The organism is Prescottella sp. GW823-FHT02E09, assembly GCF_058797375.1.
Genome location: NZ_JBXAJP010000004.1, coordinates 33,890 through 58,961, shown reverse-complemented (window position 1 = coordinate 58,961; position 25,072 = coordinate 33,890). Strand labels below are relative to the sequence as shown.

Here is a 25,072-nt window from a genome sequence, read left to right as displayed (position 1 = left end):
GAACATTACCGCCCGCAATGGCGGCCGGACTCATAGCTGCGCCGGGAAACCCTGCACAGCGACGAATATCACGGTGCGCCGGTCAGAAGCGTCTGCGGAACTGGCCGATCATTTGCAAGCGCATCGAAGAATTCTGTGGCCTTTTCCCGATCCCACAGAAGGACGTCACCCCACCCGTCGACGACGTCGAATCCGCCGACCGGCACGGTGGTGGTGACCATCGAGCCGCGCAGTCCCCACGCGAGTCCGGCGAGATTCCACAGGTGGTCACCGTCGCCGACCTGCAGGGAGCCGGCCGTCTTCGACATCATCGGCCACAACCGCAGCGGGTTGATCAGTGTCGTGGGCGAGGTGGCCTTCTGCAGCAGGGCGCTCATGAACGCGCGCTGGTTGTTCATCCGGTCCAGATCGGCCATCGCCGTCGCGCGGGTGCGCACGAATCCGAGGGCCTCGGGCCCGGTCAGTTCCTGGCAGCCCTCCTGCAGGTTGATGCCGGCGAGGGGGTCGTCGATCGGGTACGGCACGCACATGTCGACGCCGCCGAGCGCGTCGACGATGCCCGCGAACCCGCCGAAGCCGATCTCCGCGTAGTGGTCGATGTGCAGTCCGGTGGCCTCCTCGACCGTCTGTACCAGCAACTGCTCGCCGTCGTCCTTGGAGAACGCGGCGTTGATCTTGCCGCGGCCCATGCCGGGGATGTTCACGTACGAGTCCCGGGGAATCGACACCATCGTGGTGGCGCCACTCTTCGGGATGTGCACCAGCATGATCGTGTCGGTCCGTTTGCCGCCCTCGTCGCCGCCGGTCGACAGTGCCTGTTCCTGTTCGGCGGTGAGGCCGGCACGGCTGTCCGAGCCGACGAGCAGCCAGTTGGTGCCGGGGGTGTCGGCGACGCGGCCCGGGTAGTCGGCGAGCGCGTCGACGCGGTTCAGCTTGGTGTCGAGGTACACCACGCCGCCGACCGACGCGACCAGGAGCACGGCCAGGGTCAGCGCGACCCGTCGCAGCCACGTTCCCCGCTTCCGCGGTCGCCGCTGCCTCGGCGGTTCGGCGGGTGTCGACGAGGGCCGGGGCGGCTGCGGCGGCCGCGGCGGGGGTGCCGCCGGTGGGATGCGTCGCGGCTCCGCGTACGGGCGCGGGGTCTGGGTGGGTGCGTAGCCGCCGGGCGGCTGCCCGGCGGGTGCCTGGGACCAGGCCTGCTGCGGTTCCGGTGCCTGGGACCAGGCGCGGCCCGGCCCGGGCCGGCCGGGGTTCGGGCCGCCGGGCCGACCGTCGCGGCGGATCACCTGGGTGCCCTCGGGCGGCGGCTGCTGCGGACGGCGCTGCGGTGGTGGGCCGCCTCGCGGCGGTGGGGGAATGCGGCGCGGCGGCTGGGCCCGGCCGCGCGGCGGCGGGCCCGGCTGACGTCTGTCGGGGGTCTCGCCGTTCACGATCACCGAGAATACGCAGGAACCGGGCGGACGGGGATCACGGCAGCCAGGAGAGGTGCCCGCGGAGCAGCGCGTAGCCGACGAAGGCGACGGTGTCGATGAGGGCATGCGCGATCACCAGCGGCCACAGTTTGCCGGTGCGCTGCCAGTACCGGCCGAAGATCAGGCCCATCAACACGTTGCCGAGGCCGCCGCCGAGGCCCTGGTACAGGTGGTAGCTGCCGCGCAGCAGCGCCGACGCGAGCAGCGACGAGTTCTCGCTCCACCCGAGTCGCCGCAGTCGGGAGATCAGGTAGGCGACCACGAGGATCTCCTCGGCCGCGGAGTTCGCGATCGCCCACAGCACCAGCACCGGCAGGCGCCACCAGTGGTCGTCGATGGTGCTGGGCATCACTGTCAGGTTCGCGTCCAGCGCGACCGCCGCGAGATAGAACGCCAGACCGGGGAGCCCGATCAGGGCGGCCAGGCCGACACCGGGCAGGACCGCGTCGCGCAGCTTCGTCCGGCCCAGGCCGATCCGGCCGGGCCCGAGGCCGCTGCGCCACAGCAGGTACAGCCCCAGGGCCGCCCAGGCGGCCAGCTTGAGGACACCGAGCAGTTGTCGGGCCAGGTCGATGTACGACTGCGCCGAGCGGGACGGATTGAGCGCGACGGCCTGCTCGGACAGCCCGCCCGGGGCCAGCGCCGATTCGAGCAGGGACAGCGCGCTGTAGATCCCGTTGAGGCCGAACGTGACCAGCAGGACGATGGTGATCTCGAACCACAGGGCCCGGCGCTCCCGCGCGTCCAGTGGCGGCGAGGGCGGCTGCGGGGTCGCCGGGCGGAGCCACGAGTCGACGGCGGTACGCGAGATCACCCCGTCGACGCTAGACGGGACGCGCCGTGAACGGCGTCAGGCGTGCTTGGCGAGCGACTCGGCGTGGGCGCCGAGGCTCGGCAGCCGCAGGTCGGCGAACGGCGTCAGCGCGTTGCCCAGCCGATTGGTCACGAAGGCCACCGACAGTCCGGTGTCGGGGTCGGCGAACGCGCCGGACCCGCCCAGCCCGTAGTGGCCGAACGCCCCGGAGTGCTGGGTGCGGGCGGCGACCAACGCGGCGTGGTAGCCCAGCCGCCAATTCATCCGGATACCCAGCACATAGTCGCGGGCCCGGGTCTGCACCTCGCTGAGCTGGGCGATGGTGTCGGGCTCGAGAAAACGGATGCCGTCGACGACGCCGCCGTTCGCGAACGCGGCGTACATCCGGGCCAGCGCGCGGGCGCTGAACACCCCGTTCCAGCCCGGCATCACGAAGTCGTGGATGGTCGGGTCGCGGACCAGCATGTCGAAGCCCTCCGGCATGCCGGCGTCGGCGATGTCCCGCAGGTGCGGCACCAGCGACAACGCCAGCGACGTCGCGCCCCACGGCACACCGTAGGGGTTGATGTGCGGGAACACCTTCGCGATCCGGGCCTTCTCCGATTCGGGCACCTGGAACCAGAACTCGGGGATGCCGAGCGGTTCGGCAACCTCCGTCCGGACCAGTTCGGCGAACGGCTTGCCCGACACGCGCGCGGTCAACTCCGCGATCAGCGACCCGTACGTGACGGCGTGGTAGCCGGGCATCCGGGTGCGGCGGGGATCCGGGACGGCGGCGGCCAGTGCTGCGCTGACCCGGTTGTGGTCGAGCAGCGCGAGCCGGCCGGGCACCAGGCCGCGGATGCGGTGCAGGCCCGCGCGGTGACTGAGCAGTTCGCGGACCGTGATCGATTCCTTGCCCGCCTCGCCGAACTCGGCCCAGTAGGCGGCGACGGGGGAGTCGTAGTCGATCAGTCCGCGCTGGGCGAGGCGGTGCAGCACGGTGCTGGCCACGCCCTTGCCGGTGGAGAACGACAGCGTGACGGTGTCGGAGTCCCACTTGCGGATCGGGGACGCCCACCCGGCCCAGATGTCGAGGACGGGCGCGCCGTGCAGGTACACGGCCAGCGCGCCACCGCCGTCGCGGGTGCGCCGGAACATGTGGAAGAACTGGGTCGCGAGCGCTTCGAACCGCGGGTCGACGCGCATCGTCGTGGGCGGTCGATACTGCTGACGACGACGAGGGGTCCCGCCCGAGTCGCGCCGCGGCATTGCGGCAGTCATATCGAGCGAACTTCCGTGTCCGTTCGAGATCGCCCGCTGCGATCTCGGTCTTACCTGTAGAACAGATCGACTTCGACGCTGATTCCGGCCGGATCGGGATCGTCCGGATGTTCCGAAATTCTCAGGGGCGGGCGCGAAGGCCGTTGACGAACGGGCAGCCGACGAGGATGCGCAGTGCCCGGCTCAGCGACAGGGCGTCGTCGACGGGTTGCGCGAAGTCCATCCGCACGTCCCGGTCGCCCGACATCCCCTCGATGCGCAGCCGGATCCCGTACCGGTCGATGCCCAGCGGGCGGACCCGGCCGGTACGCAGCGCCGACGGCAGCCGCCGGGCCAGCATCTCGACCAGGTCGGCGTGGTCCTCCTCGAGGTGCTGCAGCCACCCGGTCTCGACCTCCCAGAACGGGTCGGGATTCGCGGCGAGCAGGTCCTCGACGGTGACGGACTCGGCGCCGCTGCTGTCGGCGACGACGGCGGAGTCGAGGCGCAGGCGGAGCAGTGTCGCGCCGTGGCCGATGTCGAGCAGCGCGGGGTGCGGGTGTTCGGCGGCGACGTCGTCGGCCACCGCGCGGGCGTGGTCGTCGGGGATCGCGACGAGGGTGCCGCGCAGCCACACCAGGGAGCGGACGGGTTCGCGCAGCGTGAGGGGCGCGTAGTCGGTGAGTTCGAGGACCGCGGGCAGCCCGCCCGGTCCGGCCTGCCAGGCGAGCGCGGTGGCCGTCGAATCGGACGGCGCCAGCAGCACGGCGGTGCCGTCGGCGCGCAGGTGGTGCAGCGAGGTCTCGGTGGGGTCGCTGCCGGCGATGGCGAGCACGGCACCGGTGGCGCGGGCACTGGTGCTCCGCATCCGTTCGGCGGTGGACGGTCCGGTGGTGGTGCGGTTCATGGCGGCATCCTTCGGGTCGAGACGCGAGACGGAGGCGGTACATCAGGAGCGGTAAATGAGGTAACCCTAAGCTAATTCCTGGCGGGGTGGACGGCAACCCCTCCGACGCGGAAGCGGGAGTTTTGGCCGGTCCGGGCTAACGTGGTGGGGTGTCGATCCCTGTGTCCCTGTCGATGCCGACTCTTCCGTCCCGCAACAGCGCGCCGCAGCCGCTCGTGGCGGGGCTACTTCTCCGGCGGCGGGATACTGCCGTCCCGGCCGTCGTTCGCGACGCCGTCACCACCGGACCGCAGATCGTGGCCGCGTCGATCCTCACCGCCGCGGCCGGAACCGACGCCGACGCGGGTGCCGTCGTCGTCGACCTCGACATCGACCCGGACGATCTGGCCGGCGCGGTCGAGCACCGCGCGCTGCGCTACCACGTGACCTGTAGGACCGAGCAGGTCGAAGACGCGATCCGTCTCCGGCTGCCCGCGCCCGTCACCGTCTTCGTCACGCCGTCGGACCCCGAAGACCACTCCGACTCCGACGCCGTGAGCCTCGCCGAGTCCGCGCAACTGCTCGCCGACGCGGGCCACAGCCCGGGGCTGATCGCCGGCCGCCCGGCCGACGTCGTGGCCGATTTCCTCGCGGTCCTCGCCCACACGTCCGTCGGCTTCGTCGGACGGGCGCGGGACGGCGCCGAGGTTCTGGCGCTGCTGTCGGGCACCGTCGCGGCGCTGCGCGGCGACGACGTTCGGGCCGCGCTGTCCGCGCCCGACCCGGCTGCGCTCGCGGCGCTGATCCCGGAGGCGGCCGAGGCGGTGCGCGGCGTGCTGCTCGGCATCGAGGTCGACGACCCCGACGAGGTCGAGCGCATGCTCGCCGACGCCGGTCTGCTGTAACGGAACCGGAACCGATCGGCGAAGCGGACCGGAGCGGAGTGCGTAATCTCGTAGGCGTGCCTCGTATCGCGTACTTCGGACCCAGCGGGACCTTCACCGAGATGGCCCTCGCCCAGCTCGAATCGGGCGGCACGTTCGACGGTGTCGTCGAGCGGGTGTCCGCCGGAAGTCAGGCCGCGGCGATCGAACTCGTCCGCGCCGGTGACGTCGACGGCGCCGTGGTGCCGATCGAGAGCTCGGTGGAGGGCTCGATCCGCCCCACGATGGATGCGCTGTCCCTCGGCGACCGGCTGCAGATCATGGCCGAGACCGAGCTGGACGTCGCCTTCACGATCGTCGGACGGCCGGGCGCCACGCTCGACGACGTCCGCACCGTCCGCGCCTATCCGGTCGCGACCGCGCAGGTCCAGGGGTGGCTCGACCGGAACCTGCCGAATGCGCGCGTCGAGCCGGCGTCGTCGAATGCCGGTGCGGCCGAGGATGTCGCGGCCGGCATCGCCGACGCCGGTGTGTCGACCGCGTTGGCGGGGGAGCGGCTGGGCCTGGTGCCGTTGGCGTCGGGTGTCGCCGACTACGACGGTGCCCGCACCCGTTTCGTGCTGGTGACCCGGCCGGGTCCCGCGCCCGCCCGCACCGGCAACGACCGCACCAGCGTCGTACTCCACCTCGACAACGTGCCCGGCTCCCTGGTTCGGGCGATGACCGAGTTCGCGACCCGGGGCATCGATCTCACGCGCATCGAATCCCGGCCCACGCGTAAGGAATTCGGCACCTATCTGTTCCATCTGGACTGCGTCGGACACATCGACGACGGACTGGTCGCGGAGGCGCTCAAGGCGCTGCACCGGTTCAGTGACGTCCGTTTCCTCGGGTCGTGGCCGTCGGCCGTACCGGGGGGCGGGGCGCCGATGCCCGACGCCGAGGACACTGCATGGCTCGAACGCCTGCGTCGCGGGGAGGAGAACGCGTGAGCGGTCGGTTGATCCTGGTCCGCCACGGGCAGACCGAAGCGAACGTCGAACGACGGCTCGACACCCGGCTCCCCGGGGCGCGGCTGACGGAGCTGGGCCGGACACAGGCGCAGACGCTCGGAGGCCGCCTGGCGGAGCGGCCGCCGACGGCGCTGGTGTCGTCGCAGGCACTGCGGGCCCGGGAGACCGCAGGGTTCGTGGAGACGGCGTCGGGCATCGCGCTGCAGGTGCGGGAGGGTCTGCACGAGGCGCAGGCCGGTGAACTCGAGGACCGCTCGGACATCGAGTCGCACAAGATGTTCGCGAAGGTGTTCCACACGTGGCACGCGGGCGATCTGACGGCGCGGATCCCGGGCGGCGAGTCGGGGATCGACATCATCGAACGGTATGTGCCGGTGGTCGATTCGCTGCGCGCCGAGTACATCGACACCGGTGTCGGCGGCGACGTCGTGGTGGTCAGCCACGGCGCCGCGATCCGGTTGGTGGCCGCGTACCTGGCGGGTGTGCCCGGCGCGTTCGCCGCGGACCGGCACCTCGAGAACACGTCGACGGTGGAGCTGGTGCCGACCGAAACCGGCTGGCGGTGCGTGCGGTGGGGTACCTACGATCCGCCGTTCGACATCACACCGCAGCGGCCGTGGTTCGAGCCGGACGCCGCCGCGGCCACCGACGACCCGATGGGCTGACGGTCAGTCCGGCTGCGCGAGCAGGCCGTCGAGTGCCTGCCTCAGTCGTCCCGGGGTACCGGGGCTGAACGAGGTCCACGGGGTGCCGTCGGTGGCGACGCTGGTGGTGCCGACGATGCGTCCGACGGCGGTGTCGAACACGGTGACCGGTCCGCGCATCAGCCCGGGATGCCCGGCTTCGTGCACGATTCCGACGATCTCGGTGAACGTCGTGCAGCCCACGAAAGCTGGCCCGACGACCGCGGCCTCCGCGGCGGGGACCCCGATGGCGGTCAGGTGGGCGGCGGCCGTGCCGGGGTCGACGATCCGGTTCAGGGCGGCGCCGAGGTCCGCCGTCGGGCGGTTGACGACGCCGAACGTCAGGGGCACGGCGTCACCGAGGGCGTGCACGATCGGCCCGGCCAGGTCGTGCCCGAGGCACTGGACGGTGAAGGTGTCGCCGCTGCGCAGCGCGAGCACGGCCATGTCGTCGTCGCGGGCCAGGCACAGCCGCGCGACCGTGCCGTCGAGGTAGCGGCGCAGGGCGATCTCGTCGCGGGGCCGGGCCAGGACGGCCAGCCACCGGGCCAGCTCGGGGTGCACCGAGATCCCGTCGACCAGTCCGGCCGCCGTGAGCGTGCCCTGCGCCGACCGGAACACCCGGTCCCGCTCGGCCGGCGAATCGAACCGCGGGGCGGCGTCGAGGACCACCGGCAGGACGTCGATGTCCAGGAGATCGACCAGCAGGTCGAGTTCGTCGACGTGCAGGGTCGCGGACGGCAGGGTCGCGGTGACCGGTTCGATGCCCAAGTCGATCACCGCCCGTCCTCGGGCAGGTCGGCGCCGATCACCGACGGGATCACGGTGCGACCGTCGGCGAAGTGCTCGAACTGCTTGAGGTACCCGGGCGTGGTGTGTTCGAGTTCGTCCGCGGCGTCGGCGGCGCCGCGGTGCGCGCCCACCGGGGCGCCTCCCATCGTGGCGGCGCGGGTGGCCGCCGCCGACGTGTCGGCGCGGACCGCGTCCGCGGAGCCCGGTCCGGTGGCTGCTCCGGCACCGGTGCCCGGGGCACCGCGCGAGCCGGACCCGTCGAGCTGTCCGGCCTGCGCCCAGCCGTCGGGCAGTGCGGCCCGCGCGCCGGTCCCGGTCCCGCCGGCGACACCCGCGGCGTGCGCGGCGGTGTAGCCGGATCCCCGGCCCCCGCCGGCCGGTGCGCTCGCGGCGCCGCCGCCCGACGTGGGTGCGGTGGAGGCGTTCAGGACCGCTGGGGCGCCGCCGGCGACGCCGCCGAGCACAGCACCGCCGATGTTCGCGGCCGCGGAGGTGGCGCTGGAGACGGTGCCCGCGACCGTGCCGACCTGCGACGCCGCCGCCATGACGGTCGGGTTCTGGGCGAACGCCGTGGCTGTGGCGGCGATGGTGCCGACCGGGTCGGCGCGGAAGTCGTTCTCGAGTCGGCGGCGGGCGACCTCGCCGGCGTCGCGGGACTCGAGGCCGGCGGTGGATTCGTTGGTGAGCGGTGGTGGCTGAGTGAAGGATCCCGGTGTCGCGAGGATGCTCGACGCCGCCTCGTACGCCTCCATCACCAGCCCGGCCCGGATGTCCATCGCCCGGTCGGCGGCCTCGGCGACGGCAGCGGAGCCGTTGAGCACGCCGCCGGTGCTGTAGGCGGCGGTCTTGGCGGTCTTGACCGCCGTGATCTCGGGCAGGCTCGGCATGGTCAGCGCGGCGGACGTGTAGGCACCGGCCTCGACGGAGGCCTTGGTCGCGGTGTCCGCGGCCAGAGTGGCGGTCTGCTCCGCCCACGCGGTGAACGGGGCGATCCTGCCGAGCGCGGCCTCGGCGGCCACGCCTTCCCAGCCGGTGCGCAGCTCCGCCATCACCCTGTTCAGCGTCGCGCCGGCGTCGACGAAGCTCTCCGCGACCGCGCCCCACGCCGGGCTCGCGGCGCTGAGCGGCACAGGACCCGCGCCGGCGGTGAGCGTCGTCGAATTGACGGTCGCCCCTCGCGGCATCCAGACGACTCCGGTGACACCAGTGGTCATGCTGTGTTCTCCTCGTTCCCCTCGGATGTGGCTGGCAGGTCCCGGTCGCTCGCGGTCACAAGCCGGCCGCGAGCGACGTCCCGATCGTGCGGTCCTCGTCGCGGTAGGCGGAGGCCTGCGCACGGAGCATCGCTGCGGCGGCGGTCAGTTCCTCGATGCCGCGTCCGGCCGCCGGGGTGAAGCTGTTCGCCAGGCGGTTGAAGTACCCGGCCGCCATCACCGACACCTCCTCGGCGCCCGAGGGTGCGACGGTGAGTGCCGGGGCCGCGGCGGTGAGGGTGACCTGTAGCCGGGCGGCGAGCGCGTCGAGTTCGGTGGCCGCGGCGAGGAGGGCGTCAGGGTCGACGAACACGTGATCCGACATGCGGGTATCTCCTCGAATCGGGGTCGATGGCAACCGGGGTGAGCAGATGAATCTCGCCCCTTGATTGCTTGGACGCCGAAAGCGAGCGGTCGGTTCCATGCAAATCCGACCGAATCGGAACGGATCAGCCCCAGCCGAGCTCGTGCAGCCGGTCCTCGTCGATGCCGAAGTAGTGCGCCACCTCGTGGATGACGGTGACCATCACCTCGTGCACCACCTCGTCCTCGGTGTGGCACACGTCGAGGATCGCGTCGCGGTAGATGGTGATGGTGTCGGGGAGGGCGCCGCCGTAGTGGCTGTCCCGTTCGGTGAGGGCGATGCCGTGGTAGAGCCCTAGCAGGGTCGGTTCCTCGTCGTTGCGCGGTTCGACGAGCACCACGACGTTGTCGATTCCCGCGGCCAGCTGCGGCGGGATGAGGTCGAGCGCCTCCGAGACCAGCTCCTCGAAGTGAGCGGTCGTCATGGTCACAGGCACGTCAGCCCCCGGTGGACGGCAGCGGCGCCGCGCCGGGCAGCGGGGTCGGCAGGGATCGGCCCTCGGGCGCGGGCGGCGGCGGGACCGGGGCCTGCCCGTTGATGAGGATGTCGCCCTTGGCACTGCCGACGATGGTCGCGAATCCGCTGGCGTCGACCTCCTTGCCGATCGAGCAGTTGATCTTGCGGCTGCCGACGAGCCAGCTGTCGAGGTCGAGGTTGTCCCAGAACAGCGTCAGCGTCTTGTCGCGCAGCGCGTCGGGGGAGCCGAGATAGCCGTTGCTGGCCTCGGTGCAGGCGCCCTCGAGGAACTTGTCCTGGTCCTCGACGGACGGCATGCCACCGGGGAAGCGGCTGGCCAGGTCGATCACGCCGACCACCTCGAACGCGTGCGGTTGCGCGCAGTCGACGGGATCGGACGGCACGTTCTGGTTGATGCCGATACAGGTGCCGACGTTCCACACCTTCGACTGGTCCTGCTCGGCGACGCGGCCCTCGATCGGCAGCAGCGTGCCGGTGACACCGGAGAACTGCAGGCCGCAGCGGATGGTGCGTTCGCCGGCGGCCCATCCGGCCTCGCCGGGATTGATCAGGCCGACGCTGAACTTGCCCTTGGGGTCGAACCGGCCGTCCAGGTAGCTCTCGACCGCCGGCGCGCACTGTTCGTCGCGCAGTTCGGAGAAACGCAGCACACCGGGGAACTTGGAGCCCGGACCGAACTCGACACCCGGATACAGGCTGAGGTCCACGTCGGTGGCCACCTCGAACTGGTGCGCCTGCGCGCAGTCGACCTTCTCGAGGTCGCTGGCGTCGGGGCTGCTCCATGTGAGGCAGTCGCCGGTGGTGGCCGAGCCGAAGGCCTCGCCGGCGACTGCGCCGGTGGGCTGCGGGCCCACACCGCTGGTGTGAACAGGCAGTTTCTCGCCGCGGTCGAAACCGCCGGAGACGAAGATGGTGGCGATGGCGGCGATCACCGCGCCGATCGCGACGAGCGCGAGAGCACGCCTGGTCACCGGCGCGGACACGTGGCGGCGCCGCTCCGGCTTCGGTGTCGGCTGCGGAAGGTCGTCGGACATTGCCTCCATAATGCCCGCATCGGGCGCAGATGCCGAAGTTTCCGCGTAGGTTCGTCCCACATGAGTGAGGAACATCCCGGTGAGCAGGGCGGCGACCTCCCCGGCGACGTGCAGGAGTTGGCCGGCCGATTGTTCGACATGGCCCGGTCGGGTGACACGGCCACACTCGCGCATTACGTCGACGCAGGTGTGCCGGTGGACCTGACGAACGGCAGCGGCGACACACTCGCCATGCTCGCGGCGTACCACGGCCATGCCGACGCGGTGCGTGCGCTTGTCGAACGGGGTGCGGACGTGAATCGGCCAAACGACCGCGGACAGACGCCGCTGGCCGGTGCCGTGTTCAAGGGCGAGGACGCCGTGGTGGCCGCGCTCGTGGCGGCAGGAGCCGACGCCGAGTCCGGTCAGCCGTCCGCGCTCGATGCCGCACGCATGTTCGGACGCGACGATTATCTGCGGATATTGGGGCAGCACCCGGAATGAGCGCGGTGTCACCAAGTAGGGTTTGTGGTCGTGATTGACCTCAAGTTCCTTCGCGAGAACCCCGACGCCGTCCGCACCTCGCAGCGCACCCGCGGTGAAGACCCCGGTCTGGTCGACGCGCTGCTCGAGGCCGACGCATCCCGCCGCGCCGCCATCCTGGCGGGCGACACGCTGCGCGCCGAGCAGAAGGCGTTCGGCAAGAAGGTGGGGCAGGCGTCGCCCGAGGAGCGCCCGGCGCTGCTCGCGGGCTCCAAGGAACTGGCACAGAAGGTCAAGGATGCCGAGGCCGCGCAGCACGAGGCGCAGGCCGCGCTGGACGAGGCCCACCGCGCGATCTCGAACATCGTGCAGGACGGCGCCCCCGCCGGCGGCGAGGACGACTTCATCACCCTCGAGACCGTCGGCGAGATCCCGACGTTCGACTTCGAGCCCAAGGACCACCTCGAGCTCGGTGAGTCGCTGGGGCTGATCGACATGGAGCGCGGCGCCAAGGTGTCGGGCTCGCGGTTCTACTTCCTCACCGGCTTCGGCGCGATGCTCCAGCTCGGCATGCTGCAACTGGCGGCGCAGAAGGCGATGGCCAACGGGTTCACCATGATGATCCCGCCGGTGCTCGTCCGGTCCGAGATCATGCAGGGCACCGGCTTCCTCGGCCAGCACTCGGACGAGGTCTACCACCTGGCCGACGACGACCTGTATCTCGTCGGCACGTCCGAGGTTCCGCTCGCGGGCTACCACTCGGGCGAGATCCTGGACCTGTCGAACGGACCCAAGCGGTACGCCGGCTGGTCGTCGTGCTTCCGCCGCGAGGCCGGCAGCTACGGCAAGGACACCCGCGGCATCATCCGCGTCCACCAGTTCGACAAGGTGGAGATGTTCACGTACTGCAAGCCCGAGGAGGCCGACGCCGAGCACCAGCGCCTGCTTGCGTGGGAGCGCGACATGCTGGACGCGATGGGGCTCTCGTACCGGGTCATCGACGTCGCCGGCGGTGACCTGGGCTCGTCCGCGGCCCGCAAGTTCGACTGCGAGGCATGGGTTCCCACACAGCAGGCGTACCGCGAGCTCACCTCGACGTCGAACTGCACCACGTACCAGGCGCGTCGCCTCCACGTGCGTTACCGCGACGAGAACGGCAAGCCGCAGACCGCCGCGACTCTCAACGGGACCCTCGCCACCACCCGCTGGCTCGTCGCGATCCTCGAAAACCACCAGCAGGCAGACGGTTCCGTGCGTGTTCCGGCCGCCCTGGTGCCCTTCGTCGGCCGTGAGGTGCTGACCGCGCCGTAGCGCTCCACTTCTGTATTGGCCGAATGTCACATGCGTTCAGTTGGACTGAACGCATGTGACATTCGGCCGAAGTTCTCTTCGGGTTAGCGCAGGATCAGACAGGTGGTCGACGCTGTCGCCAGCAGCCGGTCCCGGTCGTCGCGGACCTCGGCGCGTGCGGTCGCGGTGGTGCGGCCGGTGTGTTCCGAAAAGCCGTGCACGCGAATGGATCCTTGTTCGGCCTTGATGCCGCGGATGTACCGGACGGTGATGTCCAGGGTGGTGTAGCCGACGCCGGCGGGCAGGGTGCTCGAGACGGAGAAGCCCATCGCGGTGTCGATCATCGTGGCGATGACGCCGCCGTGCACACTGCCGACGGCGTTGTAGTGCCACTCCGCCGGTTCGGCCGTGATCTCGACGAACCCCTCGCGGGCATCGGTGACACGGAAGCCGAGGGTGCTCGCGGTGGGATGGTGCGGGACGGTGCCGTCGACCAGGCCGCGGACGAACTCGAGTCCGCTCAGGTTCCGGTTGGCATCCGCGATCGGGGCGGGATCGTTCCAGGTATAGGTGCGCTGACGTTCGGGAGACACCCGTCAGACCGTACCCGCGGCAGTGCGGGCTCACAGCACGGTAGCGTCCGCCGTCCCGAAATCCACTTTTAGAATTCGGTTCAGAAATACCCAGCGCGATGCGCGGACGATCAATTCTTTGTTCGCCTTCGCGGGAAGATTCCCGGGCGGTGTATCGGTGAGGCCGTCGGCGTCTGCATCGAGTTCGGGCCCAAAATGGCGGGACGCGTGGCAATGGGGTTAATCCCGAGGTGAAGTTCTCGATTCTCTACCCGCCAACCCCACCTTCGTGGTACTGGACTAGTGTCCAGCGATATTGTCGCAGTTGAGGGCCATTTTCACGCATGTGTGTCCACATGGTGGATGCAGGCTTCTGTAAATCAGACGTACCGGTCGGTAACAATCAGTCCTTCAGCAAACTGGCAGCAACATTTGGACGTTTGGTCAGCAAAACCGACACATCGACGTAATCCCACCGTTATGGTGTGCGGACCTGTGCGGATTTCCCCTCCCCCATCCGCAACTTCTGCAAAGGAAGCATGTATGCAAAATTCGAGAGTCAGGCGCTGTGTCGTGCCACTCACAGGCACAGCGCTCGTCGCCGGGACGCTCCTGATCGGGAGTCCGGCATCTGCTCAGACCACCACGCTGCCGTTCAAGAACGCCTGCCAGGCGAGTGCCGTTCTAACCGTGCACAAGGAAGCCGACACCGGGATGACCGTGGATGCTCCGGCCGCCGTGGAGCCGGGCGAGACGTTCACTTACCGGATCCAACCGGCAGGGTCTTCCTTCCCGAACAGTGAATCGGGCGCCACGACGACCAACATCTCCCGGCTGAAGATCGATTATGAGCTTCCGGACAATGCCACTTTCGTGAGCGCAGAGGTGGTTGTCGATACCGCTATCAACCTGGATGGCGTTGCACCGGGTGTCTTGCGAGTGAACGAGTCAGGCAACCCTGACCCGGCGGGCAACCTCCTGCGTCTATCCGGCAACAACCAAACGATCGCGAACGGTCCCAGCACCAGCACCAACGGTGAGGGCGGCATCCGTGCGCCCAAGCTGAAGAAGGACCTCAACGGTAACGGGACCAGCGGCGACAGTTGGTTCCGCCTGCCCGCGATCGATGTCACCGTGACGGCCGGAGCGCCCGGTATCATCACCCCGAAGGTCCGGACAGCCGGGGCTGCCGGCAACTACAACGCCAACGAGAACTACTACACGTTCTTGCCGCGGGCGACCTTCTGGGGCAGCACGCAGTGGGCTCCGACGCGATGCTCTCCGCGCAATAACCAGAGCTCGGCACTCAACGGAGGCGCAGGTCCACTGGCCACGATCAATGTTGCGGCACCGCAGGAGTCGACCACCACGACCCTGGCCGCTCCGGCGACCGCGGAGACCGGCACTCCGGTCACGCTGACGGCCACCGTCGCGCCCAACAACGCGACGGGTTCGGTGCAGTTCCAGGACAACGGCACCGACATCGGTTCCCCGGTGGTGGTGTCGGGCGGCTCGGCCAGCCTGGATCACACGTTCACGGCCGCTGGTTCGCACTCGGTGACGGCGGTGTTCACCGCGACGGGTAGCTTCACCGGTTCCACGTCGGCGGCTTCGACCGTGACCGTGTCGGATCCGACCCCGGTCGACGTCGAGACGGCCCTGGGCTTGACGGTTCCGCAGACCGCGGAGACCGGCACGGCCGTGGATCTGACTGCCAACGTGACCCCCGCGAACGCGCAGGGCACCGTGCAGTTCAAGGACAACGGCAACAACATCGGTACTCCGGTGACGGTGGCGGCCGGTGCGGCGACGTTGTCGCACGCGTTCACCACGGCTGGTGCGCGCTCGATCACCGCAGAGTTCACCGGTGCGTCCGGGTTCACGGGTTCGACCGCGGGTGCGCAGACCGTGACCGTGTCCGACCCGGTCGTTCCGGATGTCGAGACCACGACGACGGTGTCGGCGCCGACCGACGCAGCGACTGGCACCGAGGTGACGCTCTCCGCGACTGTCGCCCCGCAGAATGCCTCCGGCACGGTGCAGTTCACTGCCAACGGCAACAACATCGGCTCGCCGGTGACGGTGTCGAATGGCGAGGCCACGCTGCAGTACACGTTCGATACTGCCGGGACGGTCGCGGTCGGCGCGGCATTCACCGGTGACGCCGGATTCGCGTCGTCGACGGCACAGACCAAAAACGTCACTGTGACGGATCCGGTCACCGCGACGACAACTGAGCTCACGGTCCCGCAGGCCGCGGAAACGGGCGAGGCCGTGGACCTCACGGCGACCGTCGCTCCGCAGAATGCGGTCGGTTCGGTGCAGTTCCAGGACAACGGCACCGACATCGGCCAGCCGGTGGCGGTGTCGAACGGCGTTGCGACGCTGTCGCATCAGTTCACCTCGGCCGGTTCGCACAGCATCACGGCCACCTTCACCGGTGGAGCGGGATTCGCGGGCTCGACCGCGGGTGCGCAGACCGTGACGGTCACCGATCCGGCGGTTCCGGACACGGAGACCACCACCACCGTGACGGCTCCGAGTACCGCTGAGACGGGCGCTTCGGTGACGTTGTCGGCTGCGGTTGCTCCGGTTCCGACCGGCGGCACGGTGCAGTTCAAGGTCGCCGGCAACAATGTCGGTGCTGCCGTGAACGTGGACGGCACCGGGAATGCAAGCATGCCGTACACCTTCAACGCAGAGGGTTCGTATGCCGTGACTGCGGTGTACTCGGGTACCACCGGGTTCGCGAGTTCGACGGCGGTGGCTCAGAACGTCACGGTTTCGGATCCGGCTCCGTCGGATGTGGAGACGACGCTGGGCGTGACGGTTCCGGCTACGGCGGAGACTGGCGAGGCCACTGATCTGACGGCGACGGTTACGCCGGCGAATGCCGCTGGCACGGTGCAGTTCTCGGTGAACGGCACTGCTGTCGGTGCTCCGGTGGCGGTGTCGGGTGGTACGGCGACTTACTCCCACACGTTTGCTGCCGCGGGCTCGTTCGATGTGACGGCTGCGTTCACCGGTGCGGCCGGGTTCCTGAACTCTGCTGCCACCGCACAGACGGTCACGGTTTCGGATCCGACTCCCTCGGATGTGGAGACAGCTCTGGGTGTGACGGTTGCGCCTACGGCGGAGACTGGCGAGGCCACTGATCTGACGGCGACGGTTACGCCGGCGAATGCCTCTGGCACGGTGCAGTTCTCGGTGAACGGCACTGCTGTCGGTGCTCCGGTGGCGGTGTCGGGTGGTACGGCAACGTACTCCCACACGTTTGCTGCCGCGGGCTCGTTCGACGTGACGGCAGAGTTCACCGGTGCTACCGGGTTCCAGAACTCTGTCGCCACCGCACAGTCCGTGACCGTCTCCGATCCCACTCCGGTGGAGGTGAACACCGCGACGATGCTGAACGTCCCGGGCAACGCCAAGACCGGTGAGTCGGAGGAGCTGTTCGCAACGGTGTACGACTCAGTGACGGCGGAGGTCGTCCCGAGCGGTGGCACCGTCGAGTTCTTCGACGGCGCAACGTCGATCGGGTCGGCTCCGGTGGAAGACGGTGTCGCCAAGCTGGCGCACACCTTCACGACCGCGGGCACGCACACCATCACGGCGACGTTCAGTGGCGCAACCGGTTTCGCCGGTTCCACCGCCGAGGCGAAGCAGGTCGTGGTGACGGTGCCGACTGCGGTCGACGTCGAGACGGCCACCGTGGTGACGGTGCCGGCAAACGCGACGGCCGGAACCTCGGTGCAGTTGTCGGCACAGGTGACCGGTGCGGGTGACGTGCCCGTCAACGGTACAGTCCAGTTCTTCGACGGGGCCAACCCGATCGGGGACGCGGTGACCGTGGTCAACGGCACGGCGGTTCTGAACCACACCTTCACCACGTCGGGTGCGCACAGCATCCGCGCGGAGTTCAACGGCGGCCAGGGCATCGCGAACTCGACCTCGGGTTCGCAGACCGTCCAGGTCTCCGGCGGCAACCCGAGCGGAAGCTTGGGCAGCCTGAGCGGACTCTTCGGCGGCCTCCTGGGCAACCTGCGATTCGGCTCGTAAGTAGTACCTGACGGCCCGGGCGAGGTCTCGTCTCCCTACGGAGACGGGACCTCGCCCGAGGTCGTTTGCATCAGAAACGACTGTCGGCGAACGGAAGATGTTCCTGGACGGTTGACCAGAAACGATTCTGCAGCGACCGAGCAGCGGTTACGCTGCAGTCCGGCTAACGTCGACATTCTTTGCAAACCGCTGCGTCGGGGAAGCGCATACCTGAGGGAGGATTCAGTGGGTTTGTCATCCTTGCGGCGGCTCGCTACACCCGTCATCGCGGGCGTGGCTGCGGTCGGACTCCTGATCGCGGGAGGCGGCCCGGCCTTCGCCGCGATCCACCGCCGGCCAGTAACCAGGGTTCGTCCGACAACGTCAAGTACAAGAAGGAAGTGATCGGCAACAACGTAGTCCACCGGGGCGACACGGTCACGTACAAGAGCACCATCTGGGTGGACAGCGGTGTGGAGCGCTACATTCCGATGTTTCGGGATGTGCCGCCCGCTGGTTTCGCACTCGTGTCCGGAAGCGCCAAGGTGACCTACCTGGGTGCCACGAACAAGGCCACCTTCACCAATGAATCGGACGGCGGTGTCACTGCGAGGTGCAGCGGCAGTGGCTGCAACTTCTTCGGCAACGGGTTCATCGTCAAGAGCGGACAGAACGTCACGCTCGAGACCAGCTACCGGGTGCCGGACACCTTCGCCTTCGGAACCTACGACAGCGGTGTGCTGCTGGACGTGTGGGCCTTCAACGGAAACCCTAAGGGTGCCAATCCGTTCGACGTGAAGGTTAGGGTCGAGGAGATTGCAACGACCATCGCACTCCAGGCGCCGACATCCGCGACGACGGGGCAGTCGGTGCCGCTGACAGCGACCGTGACCCCCACCAATGCGACCGGCCAGGTGCAGTTCAAGGACGGCGGTGTGAACATCGGTTCGCCGGTGACACCGGTGAACGGTGTGGCCACGCTGTCCCATCCGTTCGACTCGGCCGGTGCACACAGCGTCACCGCGGAGTTCGTCCCCGGCGCCGGCTACTTCGGGTCGACCTCGGCCGCGCAGTCCATCTCGGTGGCGGATCCTGATGTGGCGACGTCGTTGTCGTTGACGGTTCCGGGTTCGGCGCAGACCGGGACCGAGGTTGATCTGACGGCGACGGTGACACCGTCCAGCGCGCAGGGTTCGGTGCAGTTCAAGGACAACGGGGCGAGTATCGGTTCGCCGGTGGCGGTGTCGGGTGGTTCGGCGACGTTGCCGCATACGTTCACGGCGGCGGGTGCGCACAGCGTCACGGCTGACTTCATCGCGAGCTCCGGTTTCGTGAGTTCGTCGGCTGCGGCGCAGTCGGTGACGGTGACCGATCCTGATGTGACGACGTCGCTGTCGTTGACGGTTCCGGGTTCGGCGCAGACCGGTGCTGAGGTTGATCTGACGGCGACGGTGTCTCCATCGAATGCTGCTGGCACGGTGCAGTTCAAGGACAACGGGACGGATATCGGTTCGCCGGTGACGGTGTCGGGTGGTTCGGCGACCCTGCTGCATACGTTCGCTGCGGCGGGTGCGCACAGCATCACCGCGGACTTCATCGCCGGCTCCGGTTTCGTGAACTCGTCGGCGTCGGCGCAGTCGGTGACGGTGACCGATCCTGATGTGGCGACGTCTCTGACGGTTGGTGTTCCGGCTGCTGCGGAGACTGGTGCCGCGGTGGATCTGATGGCGACGGTGTCTCCGTCGGATGCTGCTGGCACGGTGCAGTTCTCGGTGAACGGCACTGCGGTTGGTGGCCCGGTGACGGTGTCGGATGGTACGGCGACATACGCGCACACGTTCAATGCCGCTGACACGTACGCGGTGACAGCGGAGTTCACCGGTGCTGCCGGGTACACGAACTCGTCGGCCACGGCGCAGTCGGTGACGGTCACCGATCCTGATGTGATCACGTCTCTGACGGTGGCTGTTCCGGCTGCTGCGGAGACCGGTTCGTCGGTGGATCTGACGGCGACGGTGTCTCCGTCGGATGCTGCAGGCACGGTGCAGTTCTCGGTGAACGGCACTGCGGTCGGTGGCCCGGTGACGGTGTCGGGTGGTTTGGCGACGTTGCCGCATACGTTCGCGGCGGCGGGTGCGCACAGCGTCACGGCCGAGTTCATCGCGGGTCCCGGTTTCGTGAGTTCGTCGGCTGCGGCGCAGTCGGTGACGGTGACCGATCCTGATGTGACGACGTCTCTGACGGTTGCTGTTCCGGCCGCGGCTCAGACGGGTGCCGAGGTGAGTCTGTCAGCGACGGTGTCGCCGACCAATGCTGAAGGTTCGGTGCAGTTCAAGGTTGATGGTGTGAACGTCGGTGCACCGCAGACGGTGTCGGGTGGCGCGGCGAGCATGCCGTACACGTTCAACGCGTCTGGTACCTATTCGGTGACGGCGGAGTTCACCGGCGCTGCCGGGTTCACGAGCTCGACTGCCACGGCGCAGAACGTCACGGTGTCCGATCCTGCTCCGGTCGACGTACCGACGGTGACGCTGCTGGGCGTTCCGGGTTCCGCGACGACGGGCGTGGAGACCACACTGTCGGCGACGGTGCAGGCGCAGTCCGGGGCAGCTGTCCCGACGGGCACGGTGCAGTTCCTCGTCGACGGTGTGAATATCGGCGCACCGGTGGCGCTCGTGAACGGTTCCGCTTCGCTCGCACACACGTTCGCCACCGCAGCGACACATCAGATCACCGCGGTCTTCACGCCTGACTCCGGCTTCGCCGGGTCCGAGTCGACGGCGCGCCCGATCGTGGTTTCCGCGCCGAATCCTGTGGACGTCCAGACGTCGGTGGTCATGACGTCGGCATCGTCCACGTCCGCCGGCACGCCGTTCACGTTGAAGGCCCAGGTGATCGGTGCCCAGTCGGCGCCGGGCACCGTGCAGTTCTTCGACGGCGGCGTCGAGATCGGTCAGCCGGTGCCGGTGGTGGGCGGGTTCGCGGAGGTCGCGCATACCTTCACCCAGACGGGCCCGCATCAGATTCGCGCGGTCTACTCGGGTGGTCCGGGTGTCGCGGGTTCGGCGTCCCAGGTGCAGGTGCTCGATGTCACCGAGTCCGGTAACGGCACAGGCAGCTTCGGGTCGCTGGGGACGGGGTCCCTCGGCAGCCTGAGCGGGCTGCGGTTCGGGTCCTGACACCTCGCGACTGACGCAGACTGTGGCCCCCGGACCCTAGGGTCCGGGGGCCACAGTCGTTTCACCGGCCGAATCCGTCGTTCGATCCTGATCTGGACGTTCGTCCGGTAGAGTTCGAGCCGCATTTCAGACGCGGAGTCGGGCTGCGGTTGGTTGCAGGGGGTGGCATGGGCCCTGCAACGCGCCCCGGACTCGATCCCCTCAGCGCGATGTCCCAGGTCAGACCTGATCCGTTGAGTTGGCGGCCGTCGAGTCGTCGTCGAGAGGGAAGTGCATGGTTGGCAGGGGACTTCGTCGAATAGTCGGCGGAATTAGCGCTTTCGCATTGTCCGCGGGGTTCGTGGCGACAGTCGGTGTGGGGGCAGTCGGTGCCGCGCCGGCGTCGGTGAACTGGCAGGACGGCAACAGCAAGTTCACTCGCACGGTCAGCAACGCCACCCCATCTGTTGGGGAGACCGTCACGGTGTCCACGAAGTTCGAACGCGCCGGTGGCGGGGTCGAGTGGCTCTGGGCAGTGAAGGACATCCACCCGCCGTGCCTGACATATGTCAGTGGAAACACCTCGAACCCGCAGGTCGCTGCCGACTACGTCCGGGTGTCGGGGAACTGGCCGGTGTATCCGAACATCAGCCCGAAGTCGCAGACGTTCGAATTCAAATACCTGGTGGGCGCGAACTGTGCCCGTGCCACTCCGTTGATGACGACGATGCACTACTCGGGCGGACTGGGCGATGGCACCTATTCGGACAAGGGGCCGACGATCACCGTCGCGAAGGATGCCACCACCACGACGTTGGCCGCGGTGCCCAATCCGATTGGGACGGGGCAGGCGGTCACGCTGAGCGGCACGGTGACCGGCGCCACGCAAGGCAGCACGATCGAATTCTACGACGGTGCAACAAAGCTCGGTGAAGGCCAGTCGAATGCGGCGGGCGTCGCGACCTATGTGTGGACGCCGACGACGGCGGGTGCCCGGAGCCTGTCGGCGAAGTTTCCGGGCACGGCGATCGCGGCCTCGTCGCAGTCGGCCACCCAGAACGTCCAGGTGAACGCTCCCGTCGCCACCAGCGCCGCCTTGTCTGTCCCAGGAACTGCCGTGACCGGCACTCCGGTGACACTGTCGGTGGCGATGACACCGTCGAACGCGTCCGGCACGGTGCAGTTCAAGGACAACGGCGCGAACATTGGTTCGGCGGTTGCCGTGGTCAACGGTGTTGCCACTCTGCCGCATACGTTCACTGCTGCGGGTGCGCATAGCATCACTGCCGAGTTCATCGCCGGCTCCGGTTTCGTGAATTCGTCGGCGTCGGCGCAGTCCATCTCGGTGACCGATCCGGATGTGACCACCTCGTTGACGCTGGCCGCTCCAACTTCCGCTGAGACCGGTTCGTCGGTGGATCTCACGGCGACGGTGACACCGTCCGGCGCGCAGGGTTCGGTGCAGTTCAAGGACAACGGGGCGAGTATCGGTTCGCCGGTGACGGTGTCGGGTGGCTCGGCGACGTTGCCGCATACGTTCACTGCGGCGGGTGCGCACAGCATCACCGCTGACTTCATTGCCGGTCCCGGGTTCGTGAATTCGTCGGCTGCGGCGCAGTCGGTGACGGTCACTGATCCTGATGTGACCACGTCGTTGACGGTGGCTGTTCCGGCAGCGGCTCAGACGGGTGCCGAGGTGAGTCTGTCGGCGACGGTGTCGCCGGCGAATGCCGCTGGCACGGTGCAGTTCTCGGTGAATGGTGCTCCGGTGGGTGCGGCGGTTCCGGTTGTGGGTGGCACGGCGACGTTGCCGCACACGTTCGGTGCTGCTGGTTCGTACTCGGTGACTGCTGAGTTCACCGGGGCTACCGGTTTCACGAACTCGTCGGCCACGGCGCAGAACGTCACGGTCACCGATCCCGATCAGGAGACGTCGTTGTCGTTGACGGTTCCGGGTTCCGCGCAGACCGGTGCGGAGGTTGATCTCACGGCAACGGTGACTCCGTCGAATGCGTCCGGCACGGTGCAGTTCAAGGACAACGGCGCGAACATTGGTTCGGCGGTTGCCGTGGTCAACGGTGTTGCCACTCTGCCGCATACGTTCACTGCTGCGGGTGCGCATAGCATCACTGCCGAGTTCATCGCCGGTCCCGGTTTCGTGAATTCGTCGGCTGCGGCGCAGTCGGTGACGGTGACCGATCCTGATGTGGCGACGTCTCTGACGGTGGCTGTTCCGGCCTCGGCTCAGACGGGTGCCGAGGTGAGCCTGTCGGCGTCGGTGTCGCCGTCGAACGCGCAGGGTTCGGTGCAGTTCAAGGTTGATGGTGTGAACGTCGGTGCACCGCAGACGGTGTCGGGTGGTTCGGCGAGCATGCCGTACACGTTCAATGCGGCTGATATCTATGCGGTGACGGCGGAGTTCACCGGTGCTGCCGGTTTCACGAGCTCGACTGCCACGGCGCAGAACGTCACGGTCACCGATCCTGATGTGGAGACGTCGTTGTCGTTGACGGTTCCGGGTTCCGCGCAGACCGGGTCCGCGGTGGATCTGTCGGCGACGGTGACTCCGTCGAATGCGTCCGGCACGGTGCAGTTCAAGGACAACGGCACGAACATCGGTTCGCCGGTGACGGTGTCGGGTGGTTTGGCGACGTTGCCGCATACGTTCGCGGCGGCGGGTGCGCACAGCATCACCGCTGACTTCATTGCCGGTCCCGGGTTCGTGAACTCGTCGGCTGCGGCGCAGTCGGTGACGGTCACTGATCCTGATGTGGCGACGTCTCTGATGGTTGGTGTTCCGGCTTCCGCTGAGACCGGTTCGTCGGTGGATCTGTCGGCGTCGGTGTCGCCGTCGAACGCGCAGGGTTCGGTGCAGTTCTCGGTGAATGGTGCTCCGGTGGGTGCGGCGGTTCCGGTTGTGGGTGGCACGGCGACGTTGCCGCACACGTTCGGTGCTGCTGGTTCGTACTCGGTGACTGCTGAGTTCACCGGGGCTACCGGGTTCGCGGGTTCGGCCGCGTCGGCGCAGTCGGTTGCGGTGACCGATCCTGATGTGGCGACGTCTCTGACGGTGGCTGTTCCGGCCTCGGCTCAGACGGGTGCCGAGGTGAGCCTGTCGGCGACGGTGTCGCCGTCGAACGCGCAGGGCACGGTGCAGTTCAAGGTTGATGGTATGAACGTCGGTGCACCGCAGACAGTGTCGGGTGGTTCGGCGAGCATGCCGTACACGTTCAATGCGGCTGATACCTATGCGGTGACGGCGGAGTTCACCGGTGCTGCCGGTTTCACGAGCTCGACTGCCACGGCGCAGAACGTCACGGTCACCGATCCTGATGTGGAGACGTCGTTGTCGTTGACGGTTCCGGGTTCCGCGCAGACCGGGTCCGCGGTGGATCTGTCGGCGACGGTGACTCCGTCGAATGCGTCCGGCACGGTGCAGTTCAAGGACAACGGCACGAACATCGGTTCGCCGGTGACGGTGTCGGGTGGTTTGGCGACGTTGCCGCATACGTTCACGGCGGCGGGTGCGCACAGCATCACCGCTGACTTCATTGCCGGTCCCGGGTTCGTGAACTCGTCGGCTGCGGCGCAGTCGGTGACGGTCACTGATCCTGATGTGGCGACGTCTCTGATGGTTGGTGTTCCGGCTTCCGCTGAGACCGGTTCGTCGGTGGATCTGACGGCGACGGTGTCCCCGTCGAATGCGCAGGGCACGGTGCAGTTCAAGGTTGATGGTGTGAACGTCGGTGCACCGCAGACGGTGTCGGGTGGTTCGGCGAGCATGCCGTACACGTTCGGTGCTGCTGGTTCGTACTCGGTGACTGCTGAGTTCACCGGGGCTGCCGGGTACACGAGCTCGTCGGCCACGGCGCAGAACGTCACGGTGTCCGATCCCGCTCCGGTCGATGTCGGGACGATGACCGTCGTGGGCTCCCCGGACACGGCGGTCGTGGGCGTCGGGGCGGTTCTCTCGGCGACGGTGCAGGCGCAGTCCGGCACGGCTGTGCCGGCCGGCACGGTGCAGTTCCGGGATGGCGGCGTCGAGGTCGGCTCGCCGGTGGTGCTGGAGAACGGGGCGGCAACGCTCGAGCACACCTTCACCACGGTGGGCACGCATCAGATCACGGCTGAGTTCATTCCGGGCGTCGGATTCGCGGCGTCGACGTCGGCGCCGCATCCGGTCGAGGTGTCCGCACCGAATCCGACCGACGTGACGTCGACGGTCGCGATCACGTCGTCGCAATCCGCGACGGCGGGTAGCGCGTTCACGCTGACCGCTCAGGTGGGCGGTGCGCCGACACTGCCGGGCACGGTCCAGTTCTTCGACGGCGGTGTCGAGATCGGACAGCCAGTGCAGCTGGTGAACGGTGTCGCCGAACTGGTGCACACCTTCACCCAGACCGGGTCGCACCAGATCTACGCGGTGTACTCGGGCGGGCCGGGCGTGCAGGGGTCCACGTCGGAGGTGCAGACGCTGGACGTCGCCGAGTCCGGCGACGGTACAGGTGGCACGGGGTCGTCGGGTTCTCTCGGCAGCCTGAGCGGCCTGCGGTTCGGTTCCTGAGTCCGTAGTTCCTGAACGTGTGGCCCCTTGCCCGGAATCGGGCAGGGGGCCACACGGCATTTGGGGGCGGATAGTTC

18 protein-coding genes are annotated in these 25,072 nt (G+C 68.5%); 8 read left to right on the top strand and 10 right to left on the bottom strand.

Annotation, left to right across the window (positions count from 1 at the left end):
* Positions 1-68 precede the first annotated feature (68 nt).
* The 4 genes from AC1RIF_RS10915 to AC1RIF_RS10900 all read right to left on the bottom strand — a co-directional run bounded on the left by AC1RIF_RS10915 (position 69) and on the right by AC1RIF_RS10900 (position 4,435).
* The gene (locus AC1RIF_RS10915) at positions 69-1,286 is read right to left on the bottom strand and encodes an LCP family protein (protein WP_492601865.1); all 1,218 of its coding nucleotides are present in this window, start codon (positions 1,284-1,286) and stop codon (positions 69-71) included.
* A 181-nt stretch (positions 1,287-1,467) separates the two neighbouring features.
* Positions 1,468-2,286 (bottom strand): CPBP family intramembrane glutamic endopeptidase, encoded by an 819-nt coding sequence (locus AC1RIF_RS10910; RefSeq protein ID WP_492601393.1) that lies wholly within the window; start codon positions 2,284-2,286, stop codon positions 1,468-1,470.
* A gap of 36 nt (positions 2,287-2,322) precedes the next feature.
* On the bottom strand, positions 2,323-3,549 hold the full coding sequence (locus tag AC1RIF_RS10905; protein WP_492601392.1) for a serine hydrolase domain-containing protein: 1,227 nt from the start codon (positions 3,547-3,549) through the stop codon (positions 2,323-2,325).
* Between the two features lie 121 nt (positions 3,550-3,670).
* Positions 3,671-4,435, bottom strand: coding sequence for a DUF2470 domain-containing protein (locus AC1RIF_RS10900; RefSeq protein ID WP_492601391.1), 765 nt, complete (start codon positions 4,433-4,435; stop codon positions 3,671-3,673).
* A 149-nt stretch (positions 4,436-4,584) separates the two neighbouring features.
* On the opposite strand from AC1RIF_RS10900, the gene AC1RIF_RS10895 reads away from it, so the two are divergent.
* Genes AC1RIF_RS10895 through AC1RIF_RS10885 form a run of 3 tightly spaced genes read left to right on the top strand, consistent with a single transcriptional unit; the run spans position 4,585 to position 6,976 of the window.
* Entirely contained in the window at positions 4,585-5,319 is a 735-nt protein-coding gene (locus tag AC1RIF_RS10895) for a hypothetical protein (RefSeq protein ID WP_492601390.1), read from the top strand.
* Positions 5,320-5,375: 56 nt separating this feature from the next.
* Positions 5,376-6,290 carry a prephenate dehydratase gene (gene pheA, locus AC1RIF_RS10890; RefSeq protein WP_492601389.1) on the top strand — a complete coding sequence of 305 codons (915 nt, stop codon included), beginning with the start codon at positions 5,376-5,378 and terminating at the stop codon, positions 6,288-6,290.
* On the top strand, positions 6,287-6,976 hold the full coding sequence (locus AC1RIF_RS10885) for a histidine phosphatase family protein (RefSeq protein WP_492601388.1): 690 nt from the start codon (positions 6,287-6,289) through the stop codon (positions 6,974-6,976). Before pheA ends, AC1RIF_RS10885 begins: the two co-directional genes overlap by 4 nt.
* 3 nt (positions 6,977-6,979) lie before the next feature.
* On the opposite strand, the gene AC1RIF_RS10880 is transcribed toward AC1RIF_RS10885, so the two are convergent.
* The 5 genes from AC1RIF_RS10880 to AC1RIF_RS10860 form a co-directional block, all read right to left on the bottom strand.
* Complete coding sequence (locus tag AC1RIF_RS10880; protein WP_492601387.1) at positions 6,980-7,774, bottom strand: ESX secretion-associated protein EspG; 795 nt, start codon at positions 7,772-7,774, stop codon at positions 6,980-6,982.
* On the bottom strand, positions 7,771-9,000 hold the full coding sequence (locus AC1RIF_RS10875; RefSeq protein ID WP_492601386.1) for a PPE domain-containing protein: 1,230 nt from the start codon (positions 8,998-9,000) through the stop codon (positions 7,771-7,773). Before AC1RIF_RS10875 ends, AC1RIF_RS10880 begins: the two co-directional genes overlap by 4 nt.
* A gap of 55 nt (positions 9,001-9,055) precedes the next feature.
* Positions 9,056-9,364, bottom strand: a complete 309-nt coding sequence (locus AC1RIF_RS10870; RefSeq protein WP_492601385.1) for a PE family protein — start codon at positions 9,362-9,364, stop codon at positions 9,056-9,058.
* A 124-nt stretch (positions 9,365-9,488) separates the two neighbouring features.
* The gene (locus tag AC1RIF_RS10865) at positions 9,489-9,839 is read right to left on the bottom strand and encodes a metallopeptidase family protein (RefSeq protein WP_492601384.1); all 351 of its coding nucleotides are present in this window, start codon (positions 9,837-9,839) and stop codon (positions 9,489-9,491) included.
* A 1-nt stretch (position 9,840) separates the two neighbouring features.
* Positions 9,841-10,914, bottom strand: a complete 1,074-nt coding sequence (locus AC1RIF_RS10860; RefSeq protein ID WP_492601383.1) for a septum formation family protein — start codon at positions 10,912-10,914, stop codon at positions 9,841-9,843.
* Positions 10,915-10,974: 60 nt separating this feature from the next.
* Between AC1RIF_RS10860 and AC1RIF_RS10855 the strand changes: the two genes are divergently transcribed.
* Positions 10,975-11,397 carry an ankyrin repeat domain-containing protein gene (locus AC1RIF_RS10855; protein ID WP_492601382.1) on the top strand — a complete coding sequence of 141 codons (423 nt, stop codon included), beginning with the start codon at positions 10,975-10,977 and terminating at the stop codon, positions 11,395-11,397.
* 30 nt (positions 11,398-11,427) lie between these two features.
* On the top strand, positions 11,428-12,687 hold the full coding sequence (gene serS / locus AC1RIF_RS10850; protein ID WP_492601381.1) for a serine--tRNA ligase: 1,260 nt from the start codon (positions 11,428-11,430) through the stop codon (positions 12,685-12,687).
* 83 nt (positions 12,688-12,770) lie between these two features.
* Here the strand turns inward: serS and AC1RIF_RS10845 are convergent, their stop codons facing one another.
* Positions 12,771-13,259: a PaaI family thioesterase gene (locus AC1RIF_RS10845; protein WP_114724140.1), complete on the bottom strand. Its 489-nt coding sequence runs from the start codon at positions 13,257-13,259 to the stop codon at positions 12,771-12,773.
* Between the two features lie 552 nt (positions 13,260-13,811).
* Between AC1RIF_RS10845 and AC1RIF_RS10840 the strand changes: the two genes are divergently transcribed.
* The 3 genes from AC1RIF_RS10840 (at position 13,812) to AC1RIF_RS10830 (ending at position 24,995) form a co-directional block, all read left to right on the top strand.
* Positions 13,812-17,294, top strand: a complete 3,483-nt coding sequence (locus AC1RIF_RS10840; RefSeq protein WP_492601380.1) for a beta strand repeat-containing protein — start codon at positions 13,812-13,814, stop codon at positions 17,292-17,294.
* A 380-nt stretch (positions 17,295-17,674) separates the two neighbouring features.
* Complete coding sequence (locus AC1RIF_RS10835; protein ID WP_492601379.1) at positions 17,675-20,452, top strand: beta strand repeat-containing protein; 2,778 nt, start codon at positions 17,675-17,677, stop codon at positions 20,450-20,452.
* A gap of 340 nt (positions 20,453-20,792) precedes the next feature.
* Entirely contained in the window at positions 20,793-24,995 is a 4,203-nt protein-coding gene (locus AC1RIF_RS10830) for a beta strand repeat-containing protein (protein ID WP_492601378.1), read from the top strand.
* Positions 24,996-25,072: the final 77 nt, after the last annotated feature.

What these genes read in the sequence shown, in the direction of transcription:
- AC1RIF_RS10905 (WP_492601392.1), bottom strand. Translation starts at nt 3,549, where the DNA reads ATGACTGCCGCAATGCCGCGGCGCGACTCGGGCGGGACCCCTCGTCGT.
- AC1RIF_RS10900 (WP_492601391.1), bottom strand. Translation starts at nt 4,435, where the DNA reads ATGAACCGCACCACCACCGGACCGTCCACCGCCGAACGGATGCGGAGC.
- AC1RIF_RS10875 (WP_492601386.1), bottom strand. Translation starts at nt 9,000, where the DNA reads ATGACCACTGGTGTCACCGGAGTCGTCTGGATGCCGCGAGGGGCGACC.
- AC1RIF_RS10870 (WP_492601385.1), bottom strand. Translation starts at nt 9,364, where the DNA reads ATGTCGGATCACGTGTTCGTCGACCCTGACGCCCTCCTCGCCGCGGCC.
- AC1RIF_RS10860 (WP_492601383.1), bottom strand. Translation starts at nt 10,914, where the DNA reads ATGTCCGACGACCTTCCGCAGCCGACACCGAAGCCGGAGCGGCGCCGC.
- AC1RIF_RS10855 (WP_492601382.1), top strand. Translation starts at nt 10,975, where the DNA reads ATGAGTGAGGAACATCCCGGTGAGCAGGGCGGCGACCTCCCCGGCGAC.